Raw genomic sequence first — 15305 nt, forward strand, 5'->3', positions numbered from 1 at the left:
ATAAGTGATGATGTTGAATACGGAATTTGAGCGTTACTATCACCAGGTCAGAATGCGCCAGAAGCGCGACACCCTGATTTGGTCCCTGCTGCTGGTAGGCCTGTATCTTACCGCCGGTCATATCGCAGAGTTCAGCCTGACTACCATCTGGCAATCGCTGCCAAACTTCCTCGACTACATGTTCGAAACCCTGCCGACGCTGCACCTCCCGGTTCTGCTGGCCGACGTCCACACCAAAGGCTCTCTGGCCTACTGGGGATACCGCCTGCCGATTCAGCTGCCGCTGATTTGGGAAACGCTGCAGCTGGCGCTGGCGTCGACGCTGATTTCGACCTGCATTGCCGCTGTGCTGGCATTTTTGGCCGCCGGTAATACCTGGACACCGCCCACGGTGCGCTTCGGCGTTCGTGCTTCAGTTGCCTTCCTGAGAACCATGCCGGAGCTGGCATGGGCGGTGATGTTCGTGATGGCCTTTGGTATTGGCGCTATTCCGGGGTTTCTGGCGCTGGCCCTGCACACCATTGGCAGCCTGACCAAGCTGTTTTACGAAGCCATCGAAAGCGCGTCCGACAAACCTGTGCGCGGCCTGGTGGCCTGCGGTGCCACGCCACTTCAGCGCGTGCGCTTCGCTCTGTGGCCGCAGGTGAAACCGATCTTCCTGTCCTACAGCTTTATGCGCTTTGAAATTAACTTCCGTTCCTCCACCATTCTCGGCCTCGTTGGCGCAGGCGGGATCGGCCAGGAGCTGATGACCAACATTAAACTCGACCGCTACGACCAGGTCAGCATCACGCTGCTGCTGATTATCGTGGTGGTTTCCATCCTCGATGTCCTGTCCGGCAGGCTGCGCCGCTGGGTTCTGGAGGGGAAAAAATGAGCATTTCACAGGCAACACCGGATATCGCTAAAAGCCGCGAGCAGCACCGCGAACTTTACCGGATGCAGGGACGCTATCTGCGTCACATCGGCCTGATGGCCGCCGCCATCCTCGGCTACTACGTCTGGTTTTTCTTCACTTTCGGCATCGACTCCGGGCAAATCCTGACCGGCATCGCTCAGCTCGGGCGCTATTTCCTGCGCATGTTTGTCTGGCATGACTTTGTTAACTGGCCGTTCGCCTATTACTTCTCGCAAATCGCTATTACACTCGCCATTGTCTTTGCCGGGACGCTAACCGCCACTGTGCTGGCGCTGCTGCTGTCGTTCTTTGCCGCCCGCAATATCATGCAGGGCCCGGTGGCAAGGGTCATTGCGCTGCTGGTTCGCCGCCTGTTCGACCTGCTGCGCGGCGTGGATATGGCAATCTGGGGGCTAATATTTGTGCGCGCCGTGGGGCTTGGCCCGCTGGCTGGCGTACTGGCAATCATCATGCAGGATACCGGCTTACTGGGCAGGCTGTATGCCGAGGGGCACGAAGCGGTAGAACGCTCTCCGAGCCGGGGATTAACCGCCGTGGGCGCGGCAGGCATTCAGAAGCACCGCTTCGGGATCTTCACCCAGTCATTCCCGGCGTTTCTCTCCCTCAGCCTGTATCAGATTGAGTCCAACACCCGTTCAGCGGCGGTGCTGGGTTTTGTCGGCGCGGGCGGTGTCGGCCTGGTTTATGCCGAGAACATGCGGCTGTGGAACTGGGACGTGGTGATGTTTATCACCCTGATTCTGGTCTGCGTGGTAATGGCGATGGATGCTATTTCTGCCTGGCTGCGCCGCCGCTATATCACCGGGAAGCCGGTGCCGCTGTATTCTCCGCAATAACGCCTAAACGGGGCACGGTTTTCGCCATGCCCCGGTTCCGCTATAAAGACCAGTTCAGCGTTTGCCAGCCGTAGCGAGCGCCCTGCGCCGCAAGCTTCTGGCAAGGATTTACCATCAGCACTTTGTCGGCCTCAAGGCAGAGCGGTAGGTCGTTAATAGAGTCGGTATAAAACGTCAGTTCTCCGCTGTATTCGGGGTTCACCGTCAGCCACTCCTTCAGACGGGTAATTTTACCTGCCTGATAGCTCGGCACGCCGCTTATCACGCTGGTGTAGGCGTTATTGCCGGTCACCAGGTCGATACCGATGGCGTGTTCAATGCCCAGCCGCGGCGCAATGGCCTTCACCAGCAGGCTGACCGACGCAGAGATGATCATCATCTGCTGGCCCTGAGCGTGTAATTGCTCAATCAGGCGCTTCGCCTCCGGGTAAACCAGCGGCAGTACATCATTTTCTACGCAGCGAGCCACCAGCGTATCGACATCGGCAACTGTCATGCCGGCCAGCGGGGCCAGCGTGACGCCAACGTATTCGTGAATGTTCATTTCGCCACGCTGGTAGTCGAGCATCAGCTTGTGCTCTTTGGCCAGATAATCAGGGTCTTTGATCAGCCCTTCGCGAGAAAGGAAGCGGCTCCAGAGAGTGCTGCAATCGGCGTCAATCAGGGTGTGGTCGAGGTCAAAAACGTACAGCGGGTTAGACATGTTCATTTCTCATTTCAGCAAAGAGGCCGCCGGGCAGCTTAGCACCAGACCCGACGGGCAGGGATTCCCACTTCTCTTTGTCGCAGAAAAAAATGACAGCGGCATGAAAGCACGCGTTACTTCACATGCGGCTTCCTCTTTCCTGCTGCTGCCGGACGGCGCTGGTGCGCAAGCGGGGTATGTTTCGTCAGCGCCGGGCGGGCGTGACGAGCATGCCTGCGGGCCTCACGCATCTCTTCCAGGGTCGGGGCAGGCACCAGGCATTCACGTCTGCCGCCAATCAGGTGCTTTTTCCCCATCGCCTCCAGCGCCTCACGGATCAGCGTCCAGTTAGCCGGGTCGTGATAGCGCAGCAGAGCTTTATGAAGGCGGCGCTGGCGGTCACCGCGAGGCACAACGATATCCTCGCTTTTGTAGTTCACCTTACTCAGCGGATTTTTGCCCGTGTAATACATGGTGGTGGAGTTAGCCAGCGGCGACGGATAGAAATTCTGAACCTGATCGAGGCGGAACCGGTGCTGCTTCAGCCACAGCGCCAGGTTCACCATGTCCTCATCACGCGTCCCAGGGTGCGCGGAGATAAAGTATGGGATCAGATACTGCTCTTTGCCAGCCTGCTTCGAATAGGTATCGAACAGCTCTTTAAAGCGATGATAGCTGCCCATCCCCGGCTTCATCATCTTCGACAGCGGCCCTTCTTCGGTATGCTCTGGGGCAATTTTGAGATAACCGCCCACGTGGTAAGTGGCCAGCTCTTTGATGTAACGCGGATCGGCAACCGCCAGATCGTAACGTATGCCGGAGGCAATCAAGATCTTCTTCACGCCCTGCAGATCGCGGGCACTGCGGTAGAGATCGATGGTCGGCTGATGGTTGGTGTCCATATGCTGGCAAATTTCCGGGTAAACGCACGACAGGCGACGGCAGGTTTGCTCCGCGCGCGGCGACTTGCAGCGCAGCATATACATATTGGCCGTTGGGCCACCGAGATCGGACACCACGCCGGTAAAGCCCGGCACGCTGTCGCGCATCGCTTCGATTTCGCTGATGATGGAATCTTCGGATCGGCTCTGAATAATGCGGCCTTCATGCTCGGTGATGGAGCAGAAAGAGCAGCCGCCGAAGCAGCCGCGCATAATGTTCACCGAGAAGCGGATCATCTCATAGGCCGGAATGCGGGCCTTGCCGTAGGAAGGATGAGGCACACGCTGGTAGGGGAGTGCGAACACGCTATCCATCTCTTCGGTAGAAAGCGGGATTGCCGGAGGGTTGATCCAGATATAGCGATCGCCGTGCTTTTGCATCAGCGCTCGGGCGCAACCGGGGTTAGTTTCATGATGCAGGATCCGCGAAGCGTGGGCATACATCACCTTATCGGCCTTCACCTTCTCAAAGGACGGCAGCAGAACATAGGTCTTTTCCCACGGCTTTGGTCGCGGCGGCTGCACGGTTACCGCTTTGGTTTCATCCGCCTTCTTGTCCTTCGGTTTATTGCCGTCGGCACAGGGGAGATCGTCCCCGTAAGGATGCGGAATGGGGTCGATTTTTCCTGGCGTATCAAGCCGGGTGGAATCGACGCCTGCCCAGCCGGGCATCGCTTCTTTGCGCATGATGGCGGTATTACGCACGTCGCAAATGTCAGCGATCCCTTCTCCGTTAGCCAGACGATGCGCCACTTCCACCAGCGGACGTTCACCATTGCCGAAGATCAGCATATCGGCTTTGGCATCAACCAAAATCGAGCGGCGCACGGTATCAGACCAGTAATCATAATGCGCGGTACGGCGCAGGCTGGCCTCGATGCCGCCGAGGATCACCGGCACATCACGCCACGCTTCTTTGCAGCGCTGGGTGTAAACCAGAGAAGCACGATCGGGGCGCTTGCCTGCCACGTTATCCGGCGTGTAGGCATCGTCGTGGCGCAGCTTGCGGTCCGCCGTGTAGCGGTTAATCATCGAATCCATGTTCCCGGCGGTCACGCCAAAGAACAGGTTCGGCTTGCCGAGGCGCATAAAGTCCTGTTTAGAAGACCAGTCCGGCTGAGCAATGATACCGACACGGAAACCCTGCGCCTCTAACATACGGCCACAGATGGCCATCCCAAAGCTGGGGTGATCCACGTAGGCATCGCCGGTGACCAGAATGATGTCGCAGCTGTCCCAGCCGAGTTCGTCCATCTCCGCTCGAGACATGGGTAAAAACGGTGCCGGACCAAAACAGGCGGCCCAGTATTGAGGCCATGAAAAGAGTTCGCGTTCCGGCTGGATCAGGCTTTTGACGCTCATAATATTTCCGAAGAGATGATGTAGAAATGAACAAAAGGGCGGCGATTATACGCCTATTAGCAATAATCTTTGAAGGGTTATTCGGTGTTTCACGCCCCTCACCCCGGCCCTCTCCCCAAAGGGGCGAGGGGAAAAAGACTCTGCGTGAGTCCCATGCTGTCCCTTCTCCCTTGTAGGGAGAGGGTTAGGGTGAGGGTAAAAACTAGGGTGCGGGCTGAACCAATAGCTGACCGATGGAGCCGCGATCGGCAAGCTCCAGCGTCTGGCTGGAGTAGAGGAACGGGAAATGCTCCCAGGAAGGCTGCCCAAAGTAGACCAGCAGCTCAACCTGCCCGTCTATCCACACGGTATCCTTCCAGCCGCGATCTTCCCCGAACGGCGAAGCCCCGTTGACGTTGCGCACCAGGAAACTAACGCCCTCAATGTGGAAAGACTGCGGCGTATCAGCGCGCACCGTCCAGCGTTCCCAGGTGCCCTGCTGAGTCTGAATATCAATCCGCTTCATATCCCACAGCTGGCCGTTAATGCCAGGATCGTCACCGAGGGTGATTTCACGGCTGCGCGTTGGGTTACCGCCGATAATCTCTTCCGGCAGAAGGCGCATTGGCAGCGTGTCGGTCACCAGCGGCAACAGCCCGGTAGGACGCAGCGTTAACACCAGCGTGGAAATCAAAATGCTCGACGGCTCAAAGAAACCACGAATGCGATCCATGATCCCCGCCGCTTCACCGGCGGTAATCGAGACCTCTTTGCCTTCGGTCATGTCGATAAGAATTTCTCGCCGCTCTCCCGGGGCCAGCGACAGCTGCTTGACCGAAACGGGTGCCGGCAGGAATCCCTGATCGCTGGAAATCACCGCGATGGAGCGACCATCGCTCATTTGCAGCTGGTAGCGACGCGAGTTTGAGGCGTTCAACAAACGCAGACGCACCCAACCACGGGACACTTCCACGTACGGGCTTTGCACCCCGTTCACCAGCAGCGTATCGCCAACAAAACCGCCGCTACCTGGCTCCTGATACTCTGGCGCACCGAAGTTGTCGAGTCGCTTGTCCTGGATGATAATCGGGAAGTCATCCACGCCGTAATGGTTAGGGATTGGCAGAGATTTGCTGACTTCATCCTCAATTAACCACATCCCCGCGAGGCCGTTGTAAACCTGCCTTGCGGTGCGATTCGGCGTGTTGGCGTGATACCAAAGCGTAGCGGCTCGCTGGCGAATGGGTAAAACGGGCGCCCAGTCTACGTTCGGCGACATCATACGTGCGGCCCCGCCAATCAGCGGACCCGGCACCTGCAGGCCAGCAATCGTCATCGCAACATTTTCCTGCAGACGGTTGCTGTAGATCATCTTCACGTCATCCCCGCTCCAGACGCGAATGGTTGGCCCCATATAGCGTCCGTTAAAGCCCCAAACGGGTGCCTTCGCGCCGCCGGTAAATGACCAGTGAGCGCGCTGCAGCGTCAGGAATAAGGGCTGGCCGCGACGAGATTCAAGCAGAGGGGGAACAGGTAAAGGCTGCTGCTGCCCTGCCGCGTTTGCCCTCAGCGGCACCGAGCCGGCACAAAGCGCAACTCCGGATGCCTGAATAAACTGACGCCGACTGAGTGACATAATTGCTCCATGTAAAACTGAATAACGAAAGGCGATACAAACCGTACCGCCAAAGGCGGCATTTAACTCGCCTGATTCTTTTCAACTTTGCCGGCGGCTTCACGCGCGGCAACTTCTTGATTGAGTTCGTCGATTTTGGCCATCATCAGTTCACGACAGTCAGTGGCCAGCTTACGGACCTGATCTTTCCCATAAGCACTGGTATCAATTGGCGGCAGCATTTCGACGATGACCAACCCGTTGTTCCAACGGTTTAGCTTAATTTTATTACTGGTATTGGAAACGCACACCGGAATAATCGGCACGCCCGCGGCAATCGCGGCATGAAACGCCCCGGTTTTAAACGGCAGCAGGCCCCGACCACGGCTGCGGGTCCCTTCCGGGAACATCCAGATAGAAACATTACGTTTGCGAATCTGCTCGACAACCTGGGAGATAGTACCGTGGGCTTTTGCCCGGTTATCCCGGTCAATCAACAGGTTGCCCGTCAGCCAGTAAAGCTGGCCAAAAAACGGGATCCACACCAGGCTTTTTTTCCCAACCGTCACCGTCGGCGGCTGCACGATACTCGAAGCCGTCACCATATCGTAGTTGTTTTGATGGTTACCGATGTAAATCGCGGTGGGATGGTTTTCTGCCCCGGCAGGTAAGCGGGTTTCAACCTTGAGACCGAATACTGGCGCCAGACGCCCGAAAAGGTGCCCAAAAGTTGCCACATGGCGCGGATTACGCGGGCTAAACAGACAATAAATTGAACCAAAGATGCATACCAGGATGCAGTAAATAACGACAATAATAAAACGTACAATCGCTAGCATAACTACCTCATGAGCCGAAGCCGTTGATAAGTATATCGGCTTTAGCGTAAAACACACCGGACGGCGGCAACGCTGCCGCCGTACCCCGGATTATTCTTCGCTGTCTCCAGCTCCAGCCCGCATTGGGGAATCGACGTCCACGCGGTCGATACGCTGCAGGCCACGCATCAGCGTCCCGCGGCGGCCTCGCTCACCGGTAATTTTCTGCAGCTCTTCAGGGCGCAGCTTAATTTTACGCTTCCCGACGTGCAGCGTCAGCGTACTCTGCGGCGGCAGGATAAACAGATGTGCCAGCTTATCTTCACCTTTCGCCGCTTCGGCTGCCGGGATAGAGATAATTTTATTACCCTTGCCTTTCGACAGTTCCGGCAGGTCACTCACCGGGAACATCAGCATGCGCCCGGCGGCGGTGATCGCCAACAGCATGTCGTCTGCGCTGTGAATTTCCAGCGGAGGGAGGACGCGGGCGTTATCCGGAAGGGAAATCAGCGTTTTACCTGCGCGGTTGCGTGAAACAACGTCGTTAAAGGTACAGACGAAGCCATAGCCTGCGTCCGAAGCCATCAGCAGCTTCTGATCGTCTGCGGCCATCAGCACATAGTCAACCGTCGCACCCGGCGGTGGCGTCAGCTTACCGGTCAGAGGCTCACCCTGACCACGTGCTGACGGCAGCGTGATAGGATCCAGCGCGTAGCTTCGCCCGGTGGAGTCAATGAACGCCACCGGTTGATTACTCTTACCTTTGGCTGAGCCAAGGTAGCTGTCACCGGCTTTATAGCTCAGGCCCGGCGCGTCAATATCGTGGCCTTTGGCGCTGCGCACCCAGCCCATTTGCGACAGCACAATCGTCACCGGTTCAGACGGCACCATGTCATGCTCGCTCATCGCCTTCGCTTCACCGCGCTCATGCAGCGGAGAGCGACGGTCGTCCCCGTAGGTATCGGCATCTGACTGCAGCTCTTTTTTCAGCAGCGTGTTCATTTTGCGCTCTGAAGCGAGAATACCCTGCAGCTGATCGCGTTCTTTTTCCAGCTCGTTCTGCTCGCCGCGGATCTTCATCTCTTCCAGTTTGGCGAGGTGACGCAGCTTCAGCTCAAGGATAGCTTCGGCCTGCGTTTCGCTGATATCAAAACGAGACATCAGCACCGGCTTCGGCTCATCCTCGGTACGAATGATATGAATCACTTCGTCGATATTGAGGAACGCTACCAGCAAACCTTCGAGGATATGCAGGCGTTTAAGGACTTTTTCCAGACGGTAGTTCAGGCGGCGGCGCACCGTGTCACGACGGTAGACCAGCCATTCGCTGAGGATCTCCAGCAGGTTTTTCACCGCCGGGCGACCGTCAAGGCCAATCATATTCAGGTTAACGCGATAGCTTTTTTCCAAATCGGTGGTCGCGAACAGATGGTTCATTACCTGCTCAACGTCTACGCGATTGGAACGAGGCACAATCACCAGCCGGGTCGGGTTTTCATGATCCGACTCGTCGCGCAGGTCTTCAACCATTGGCAGCTTTTTCGCACGCATCTGGCTGGCAATCTGCTCCAGCACGCGAGCGCCTGATACCTGATGAGGCAGCGCGGTAATCACAACGTCGCCGTCTTCTTTGCGCCACACCGCACGCATGCGGATGGAGCCGCGCCCGTTCTGGTAGATTTTGCGAATATCTTCGCGCGGCGTGATGATTTCCGCTTCGGTCGGATAATCCGGACCGTGGACGATATCCAGCAAGCTGTCCAGCGTCGTTTTTGGCTGGTCAATCAGTGTTATGGCGGCCTGGGCGACTTCACGCAGGTTATGCGGAGGAATGTCTGTTGCCATCCCTACCGCAATGCCGGTTGTCCCGTTAAGCAGGATGTTCGGTAAACGCGCAGGCAGCATTTTTGGCTCCTGCAGCGTTCCGTCAAAGTTCGGGATGTAGTCTACCGTTCCCTGCCCGAGCTCACTGAGCAGCAGCTCCGCGTACTTCGACAGGCGGGATTCGGTATAACGCATGGCAGCAAAGGACTTAGGATCGTCCGGCGCGCCCCAGTTCCCCTGCCCGTCCACCAGCGGATAGCGGTAAGAGAACGGCTGCGCCATCAGCACCATCGCTTCATAACAGGCGCTGTCGCCGTGCGGATGGTATTTACCCAGCACATCACCCACGGTACGGGCTGACTTTTTGAATTTTGCGCTGGCGTTTAGCCCCAGCTCCGACATCGCATATACGATTCGACGCTGAACCGGCTTGAGCCCGTCGCCAATAAACGGCAGGGCGCGGTCCATGATGACGTACATGGAATAGTTGAGATACGCATTTTCCGTGAATTCGTGCAGCGCAAGACGCTCAGCACCATCATGAGTCAAATCACTCATTGCTCATTCATCCTCAAACTGACGAACCGATTGTGGCCACAATCGGCGTAATTGCCGCCGATAGTACCTTATCTGGCCTGTTGAGTCATAGCGATGAATAGCTTTATACGAAGCGGCAGCCCATATGGGCAAGCCGCATTTTCAGCGTTACTTCAGTTTGTTAATTTGCTTTACGTCGATTTCTATCGAGTTCCAGTCTTTATCCACTTTACCCTGAATTTCCACGGTGTCCTGAGGAGTGACCGTTTGGCCGTTCCAACGCTTATGGTCAATGTCTACGTTGATACTGTCGGTTGCATCGCGGAAAATATAATCTTCACCACCAATGCGCTGCTCAATTTTACCGGTCAGCGTCACCCAAGTGTCATCAGATAACGTTTTGGCCTGTTTTACCGTGGTTTTACTCCCCGTTGGGCCCACAAAGCCGCCCTGCTGTATAGGCTGAGTTTGTACCGAGGCATTAGGGTCAACAAACCCGCCGGTCTGAGCAGCAAATAGAGGGGCTGAAGTTAAAGCGATAATGGCAAATAAAGCGGCTGTCTTTTTCATAATGTAATTCTCCTTTCGTTTCTTAGCCCCTAGTAAAGCGCCCAAATCTTAACGAGATCTTAACCCCTCGGCAGGAAGTGTTTTTTTATTACAAATTTGCGGTCTTTGCCGAAGGAGCAGGCTTTTCTTCTGTACACACAAAGACGACAGGTATTTACTGCTCGTCTTAACGGCAGCAACAAGGAGTGCGCCATGCGCCTGTTACTTATTGAGGATGACCCACTAATTGGTGACGGCATTAAAGCCGGATTAATCAAAATGGGGTTTGCAGTTGACTGGTTTAGCGATGGGCCAAAGGGGCAAGCCGCACTTGGCCTGGCCCCCTACGACGCCGTAGTGTTGGATCTCAGTCTCCCGGGCATGGATGGCCTGGATATTCTGCGCGCCTGGCGTAAAGAGGGGCACAGTCAGCCCGTACTAATCCTGACTGCCAGAGACTCGCTGGAAGAGCGCATTGAAGGATTACAGCTGGGTGCGGACGACTACCTTTGCAAACCATTCGCCCTGACAGAAGTGGCAGTGCGGTTGCAGGTACTCATCCGCCGGGCGCACGGCCACGCGCAGCCAGAGATTACCCACGGAAATGTCGTACTTTCTCCGGAAAACCATACGGTATCTCTCAACGGCGAGCCCCTACAGCTAAAGCCTAAGGAATTCGCTTTACTCGAGTTGCTTATGCGTAATGTCGGGCGTGTTCTGCCACGTACACTGATCGAGGAAAAAATCTATAGCTGGGACGATGAAGTCTCGCGCAACGCCCTTGAAGTTCACATCCATCATCTCCGTAAAAAGCTGGGCAGCGGTTTTATTCGCACCGTACACGGCATCGGCTATACGTTAGGTGATGCATGCTAAGAACGTTGACCAAAAGCTTACGCACACGCCTGACCGTAGGCTTTATAGTGCTGACCCTTGCAGCAGCAGCCTTTGCCAGTGCCGCCGCTTGGTATGAAGCCCGTAAATCGCTCAACAAGCTCTTCGATACCCAACAACTGCTTTTTGCTAAGCGGCTAAGCGTGCTGGATTTCGATGGCGCAAACAGCGCCGAGCCACAGCTTCCTCGCAGTAAAAACATTCTGAAAAAACATCGCGGTAAGCTCGATGATGACACATTAGCCTTCGCCATTTTTACCGCTGAGGGCAGGCTTGTGCTCAATGACGGTGACAGCGGTAAAGGACTGATCTATTCATGGCATAGGGACGGATTTACTGATGGGCAACTCGATGATGATGACGATCTCTGGCGTCTGGTCTGGCTGACAACGCCTGATGGTCGTTATCGTATCGTGGTCGGTCAGGAGTGGGACTACAGGAACGATATGGCTCTGGATATCGTGTCCGCTCAGCTCACGCCCTGGTTAATAGCACTGCCGCTGATGCTGGTCCTGCTGATTGGGTTAGTCAGCAGAGAGCTGGCACCGCTGCGAAAACTGGCGCAAAAACTACAGCGTCGCCCCCCCGGTGACAACAGCAGACTCGAGACTCAGCCTCTCCCGCTGGAAGTCAGGCCCCTTGTGGATGCCTTAAATCAGCTCTTTGAGCGTACAGAAGCATTTATGCAGCGTGAAAGGCGCTTTACGTCCGATGCCGCCCACGAACTCCGAACCCCGCTTGCGGCCCTGAAGGTACAGGCAGAGGTGGCTCAACTGGCGGAAGATGATGCCCAAGTCAGAGAGCAAGCGCTGAACCAGCTTCATCAGGGCATTGACCGAGCCTCCCGTCTTGTTGAACAGCTGCTGACGCTTTCCCGGCTGGACTCTCTGGCTGAACTGAATGATGTCCAGGACGTGTCACTGCAGACTCTGCTTCAGGAAAGCGTGATGGAAGCCTGGCACGCGGCCCAGCGAGAGCATATTGATATCCACCTGCAGATGCCGGAAAAACCAGTAACCCAGCTCGTTCAGCCACTTCTGCTTGGGTTGATGTTGCGCAATATCATTGATAACGCCGTCCGCTACAGCCCTGCAGGCAGCGTTGTGAACGTCGTACTTAAGGAGAATGAGCTTGAGGTTATCGACAATGGACCGGGCGTGAACCCTGAATATCTTGCCTCTTTGGGGGAACGCTTCTTCCGCCCACCAGGGCAGCTAAAAACCGGCAGCGGGCTGGGGTTGTCAATCGTTAGTCGAATTGCGGCGTTGCACGGTATGCGGGCAACTTTCGGCAACGCAGAAAGCGGCGGTTTTAGGGTTTGCATCCGTTGGAACTGAGAAATTTCAGCCGGATTATTGCTCGTGCAGCAAAAGTCTTTGCACATCCTGGTCATTTTTTCACAGTAAGGTTCTCATTATAATGATTGGCCAACGTAATTATTTAAGGGCTAACAATGAGCAACATCCTGATTATCAACGGCGGTAAAAAATTCGGTCATTCCAACGGCCAGCTTAATGACACCATGACCGAAGTCGCGGAAAGCTATTTGCGCGACCTCGGGCATGATGTCCAGGTCACCCGCGCAGACAGCGAATATGACGTTAAAGCGGAAGTTGAGAAATTCCTTTGGGCAGACAGCATCATCTGGCAGATGCCGGGCTGGTGGATGGGCGCCCCGTGGACGGTCAAAAAGTACATTGACGATGTGTTCACCGAAGGCCACGGTTCGCTGTATGCCAGCGACGGCCGTACCCGTTCAGACGCCTCTAAAAAATATGGTTCCGGCGGCCTGATTCAGGGCAAAACCTACATGATGTCCCTGACCTGGAACGCACCTTTAGAAGCTTTCACCGAAAAAGATCAGTTTTTCCATGGCGTTGGCGTAGACGGCGTTTATCTTCCATTCCACAAGGCTAACCAGTTTCTGGGCATGGAAGGGCTGCCAACCTTTATCGCTAATGACGTCATCAAGGCACCTGATGTGCCACATTATGTAGCAGAATATCGCAAGCATCTGGCTGGTATTTTTGCTTAACTGTTTGCCGGATAACATAAGGAGTTAGTCATGCTGACAGTGATTGCAGAAATTCGTACACGCCCTGGGTCACACCATCGCCAGGCGGTAATTGCAGCGTTTGAGAAAATTATTCCAACCGTGCTGAAGGAAGAAGGCTGCCACGGCTACGCGCCGCTGGTCGATCATAACGCCCAGGTCGCGTTCCAGACTACCGCCCCGGACTCCATCTTCATGCTGGAAAAATGGGAAAGCGTTGCGCATCTCGAAGCCCATCTTGAGACGGCCCACATGAAAGAACATAGCGCCCGCGTGAAAGACGACGTGCTGGAAGTGCATATCCGCATTCTCGAAGAAGCCGTGAAGTAACTGGCGTCTGAGAATGCAAAAAGGGATGGCCTGAGCCATCCCTTTTACGTTTTGGAGAAAAACGTTTAGCCCTCGATATCGGCCATGTCGCCTTTTTCCTGCAGCCAGTTGCGGCGATCTTCCGAACGCTTTTTGGCCAACAGCATATCCATTGTCGCCAGCGTGCGCTGGTCGTCTTCATCGCTGATGGTCAGTTGAACCAGACGGCGCGTATTCGGATCAAGCGTGGTCTCGCGAAGCTGAAGCGGGTTCATCTCGCCCAGCCCTTTAAAGCGCTGCACGTTTGGCTTGCCTTTCTTGCGCTTAAGCTGTTCCAGCACGCCGGCTTTTTCTTCTTCATCCAACGCGTAATAAACCTCTTTACCCAGATCGATGCGGTAGAGCGGCGGCATCGCCACGTAAACGTGACCACCTTTCACCAGTGCCCGGAAGTGGCGCACAAAGAGCGCGCACAGCAGCGTGGCAATGTGCAGACCATCGGAGTCCGCATCCGCAAGGATACAGACCTTGCCATAGCGCAACTGGCTCAGATCTTCACTGTCTGGATCAATACCGATCGCCACAGAAATATCGTGCACTTCCTGCGAGGCCAGTACTTCGTCAGAAGAAACTTCCCATGTGTTCAGGATCTTCCCTTTCAGCGGCATGATCGCCTGATATTCGCGATCGCGAGCCTGTTTCGCGGAGCCGCCCGCCGAGTCCCCTTCCACCAGGAATAGTTCGGTCCGGCTTAAATCCTGCGCAGTACAGTCTGCCAGCTTACCCGGCAGCGCTGGCCCGCTGGTCAGCTTTTTACGCACAACTTTCTTCGCGGCGCGCATACGGCGCTGAGCGCTGGAAATAGCCAGCTCTGCCAGCTGTTCTGCCGCCTGTACGTTCTGGTTCAGCCACAGGCTGAAAGCATCCTTCACTACGCCGGAGACAAAGGCCGCACACTGGCGTGACGAGAGACGTTCTTTCGTCTGGCCAGCAAACTGAGGATCCTGCATTTTGACCGACAGCACATAGGCGCAGCGTTCCCAAATATCTTCCGCAGAGAGCTTCACGCCACGCGGCAGAATGTTGCGGTATTCGCAGAACTCACGCATGGCATCGAGCAGCCCCTGACGCAGGCCGTTAACATGAGTACCGCCCTGCATGGTTGGGATCAGGTTTACGTAGCTTTCCGTCAGCAGCTCACCGCCTTCCGGCAACCAGAGCAGCGCCCAGTCAACGGCTTCGGTGTCGCCCGAAAAATTGCCGATAAACGGTGCTTCCGGGAGGGTAATCAGGCCATTTACGGCTTCGCACAGATAGTCGTTCAGGCCGTCCTGGTAGCACCAGCGCTGCTCGGTATTATTCACCTTATCGGTAAAGGTAATCTCAACCCCCGGGCACAGTACCGCTTTCGCTTTCAGCAGATGGCTGAGGCGTGAAACGGAAAAGCGCGGGCTGTCGAAGAAGCTTTCATCCGGCCAAAAATGCACGCTGGTCCCGGTATTGCGCTTCCCGCAGGTGCCAATCACCTCCAGATCCTGTACCTTCTCGCCGTTTTCAAAAGCGATGCTGTATACCTGAGCGTCGCGGCGGACGGTCACTTCAACGCGTTTGGAAAGGGCGTTAACCACAGAGATCCCTACGCCGTGGAGGCCGCCGGAAAATTGGTAGTTTTTATTCGAGAATTTACCGCCCGCATGCAGACGGCAAAGGATCAGCTCAATGGCCGGGACCTTCTCTTCGGAATGGATATCAACAGGCATCCCGCGCCCGTCATCAATGACTTCCAGCGACTGGTCGGCGTGCAGGATGACATCCACGCGCTTAGCGTGACCTGCCAGCGCCTCATCCACGCTGTTATCAATGACTTCCTGTCCTAAATGGTTAGGACGAGTGGTGTCAGTGTACATCCCCGGGCGGCGGCGAACAGGCTCAAGCCCGGTGAGTACCTCTATATCATCGGCATTATAGGATTGCGTCATGGTTT

13 protein-coding genes are annotated in these 15305 nt (G+C 55.7%); 6 read left to right on the forward strand and 7 right to left on the reverse strand.

The annotated features are described in order from the left end of the window. Nucleotides 1–7: 7 nt before the first annotated feature. Nucleotides 8–877 (forward strand): phosphonate ABC transporter, permease protein PhnE, encoded by an 870-nt coding sequence (phnE, locus tag AAIE02_RS20405; RefSeq protein WP_498533144.1) that lies wholly within the window; start codon nucleotides 8–10, stop codon nucleotides 875–877. Then, on the forward strand, nucleotides 874–1755 hold the full coding sequence (gene phnE, locus AAIE02_RS20410; RefSeq protein ID WP_498533145.1) for a phosphonate ABC transporter, permease protein PhnE: 882 nt from the start codon (nucleotides 874–876) through the stop codon (nucleotides 1753–1755). The genes phnE (AAIE02_RS20405) and phnE (AAIE02_RS20410) overlap by 4 nt, the downstream gene beginning before the upstream one ends. A 40-nt stretch (nucleotides 1756–1795) precedes the next feature. Here phnE (AAIE02_RS20410) and AAIE02_RS20415 read toward each other — a convergent pair whose 3' ends face one another. The 6 genes from AAIE02_RS20415 to AAIE02_RS20440 all read right to left on the reverse strand — a co-directional run bounded on the left by AAIE02_RS20415 (nucleotide 1796) and on the right by AAIE02_RS20440 (nucleotide 10086). Then, the gene (locus AAIE02_RS20415; protein WP_498533146.1) at nucleotides 1796–2458 is read right to left on the reverse strand and encodes an HAD family hydrolase; all 663 of its coding nucleotides are present in this window, start codon (nucleotides 2456–2458) and stop codon (nucleotides 1796–1798) included. A 116-nt stretch (nucleotides 2459–2574) separates the two neighbouring features. Then, a complete protein-coding gene (locus tag AAIE02_RS20420; protein WP_498533147.1) occupies nucleotides 2575–4743 on the reverse strand; it encodes a YgiQ family radical SAM protein in 2169 nt (722 codons plus the stop codon). 202 nt (nucleotides 4744–4945) lie between these two features. Next, nucleotides 4946–6358, reverse strand: a complete 1413-nt coding sequence (ftsP, locus tag AAIE02_RS20425) for a cell division protein FtsP (RefSeq protein WP_039297975.1) — start codon at nucleotides 6356–6358, stop codon at nucleotides 4946–4948. Nucleotides 6359–6420: 62 nt separating this feature from the next. Continuing rightward, nucleotides 6421–7176, reverse strand: a complete 756-nt coding sequence (locus tag AAIE02_RS20430; protein ID WP_008460931.1) for a 1-acylglycerol-3-phosphate O-acyltransferase — start codon at nucleotides 7174–7176, stop codon at nucleotides 6421–6423. 90 nt (nucleotides 7177–7266) lie between these two features. Continuing rightward, the gene (parC, locus tag AAIE02_RS20435; protein ID WP_336818880.1) at nucleotides 7267–9537 is read right to left on the reverse strand and encodes a DNA topoisomerase IV subunit A; all 2271 of its coding nucleotides are present in this window, start codon (nucleotides 9535–9537) and stop codon (nucleotides 7267–7269) included. A gap of 147 nt (nucleotides 9538–9684) precedes the next feature. After that, entirely contained in the window at nucleotides 9685–10086 is a 402-nt protein-coding gene (locus AAIE02_RS20440) for a YgiW/YdeI family stress tolerance OB fold protein (protein WP_166995190.1), read from the reverse strand. 192 nt (nucleotides 10087–10278) lie between these two features. Between AAIE02_RS20440 and qseB the strand changes: the two genes are divergently transcribed. The 4 genes from qseB to AAIE02_RS20460 all read left to right on the forward strand — a co-directional run bounded on the left by qseB (nucleotide 10279) and on the right by AAIE02_RS20460 (nucleotide 13342). Then, entirely contained in the window at nucleotides 10279–10941 is a 663-nt protein-coding gene (gene qseB / locus AAIE02_RS20445) for a quorum sensing response regulator transcription factor QseB (RefSeq protein ID WP_336708671.1), read from the forward strand. Then, on the forward strand, nucleotides 10935–12296 hold the full coding sequence (qseC, locus tag AAIE02_RS20450; RefSeq protein ID WP_498533148.1) for a quorum sensing histidine kinase QseC: 1362 nt from the start codon (nucleotides 10935–10937) through the stop codon (nucleotides 12294–12296). The genes qseB and qseC overlap by 7 nt, the downstream gene beginning before the upstream one ends. A gap of 116 nt (nucleotides 12297–12412) precedes the next feature. Beyond that, complete coding sequence (locus AAIE02_RS20455) at nucleotides 12413–12994, forward strand: NAD(P)H-dependent oxidoreductase (RefSeq protein WP_039297985.1); 582 nt, start codon at nucleotides 12413–12415, stop codon at nucleotides 12992–12994. 30 nt (nucleotides 12995–13024) lie between these two features. After that, nucleotides 13025–13342: a putative quinol monooxygenase gene (locus AAIE02_RS20460; RefSeq protein ID WP_008460925.1), complete on the forward strand. Its 318-nt coding sequence runs from the start codon at nucleotides 13025–13027 to the stop codon at nucleotides 13340–13342. Between the two features lie 65 nt (nucleotides 13343–13407). Here the strand turns inward: AAIE02_RS20460 and parE are convergent, their stop codons facing one another. After that, nucleotides 13408–15300: a DNA topoisomerase IV subunit B gene (gene parE / locus AAIE02_RS20465; RefSeq protein ID WP_008460924.1), complete on the reverse strand. Its 1893-nt coding sequence runs from the start codon at nucleotides 15298–15300 to the stop codon at nucleotides 13408–13410. Between the last annotated feature and the right edge of the window lie 5 nt (nucleotides 15301–15305).

Source organism: Cedecea sp. Ae19-4 (genome assembly GCF_059801165.1).

Bases quoted from the DNA above. Each gene is read 5' to 3' on its own strand.
- phnE (WP_498533144.1), top strand. From the start codon at position 8: ATGATGTTGAATACGGAATTTGAGCGTTACTATCACCAGGTCAGAATG.
- phnE (WP_498533145.1), top strand. From the start codon at position 874: ATGAGCATTTCACAGGCAACACCGGATATCGCTAAAAGCCGCGAGCAG.
- AAIE02_RS20415 (WP_498533146.1), bottom strand. From the start codon at position 2,458: ATGTCTAACCCGCTGTACGTTTTTGACCTCGACCACACCCTGATTGAC.
- AAIE02_RS20420 (WP_498533147.1), bottom strand. From the start codon at position 4,743: ATGAGCGTCAAAAGCCTGATCCAGCCGGAACGCGAACTCTTTTCATGG.
- ftsP (WP_039297975.1), bottom strand. From the start codon at position 6,358: ATGTCACTCAGTCGGCGTCAGTTTATTCAGGCATCCGGAGTTGCGCTT.
- AAIE02_RS20430 (WP_008460931.1), bottom strand. From the start codon at position 7,176: ATGCTAGCGATTGTACGTTTTATTATTGTCGTTATTTACTGCATCCTG.
- parC (WP_336818880.1), bottom strand. From the start codon at position 9,537: ATGAGTGATTTGACTCATGATGGTGCTGAGCGTCTTGCGCTGCACGAA.
- AAIE02_RS20440 (WP_166995190.1), bottom strand. From the start codon at position 10,086: ATGAAAAAGACAGCCGCTTTATTTGCCATTATCGCTTTAACTTCAGCC.
- qseB (WP_336708671.1), top strand. From the start codon at position 10,279: ATGCGCCTGTTACTTATTGAGGATGACCCACTAATTGGTGACGGCATT.
- qseC (WP_498533148.1), top strand. From the start codon at position 10,935: ATGCTAAGAACGTTGACCAAAAGCTTACGCACACGCCTGACCGTAGGC.
- AAIE02_RS20455 (WP_039297985.1), top strand. From the start codon at position 12,413: ATGAGCAACATCCTGATTATCAACGGCGGTAAAAAATTCGGTCATTCC.
- AAIE02_RS20460 (WP_008460925.1), top strand. From the start codon at position 13,025: ATGCTGACAGTGATTGCAGAAATTCGTACACGCCCTGGGTCACACCAT.
- parE (WP_008460924.1), bottom strand. From the start codon at position 15,300: ATGACGCAATCCTATAATGCCGATGATATAGAGGTACTCACCGGGCTT.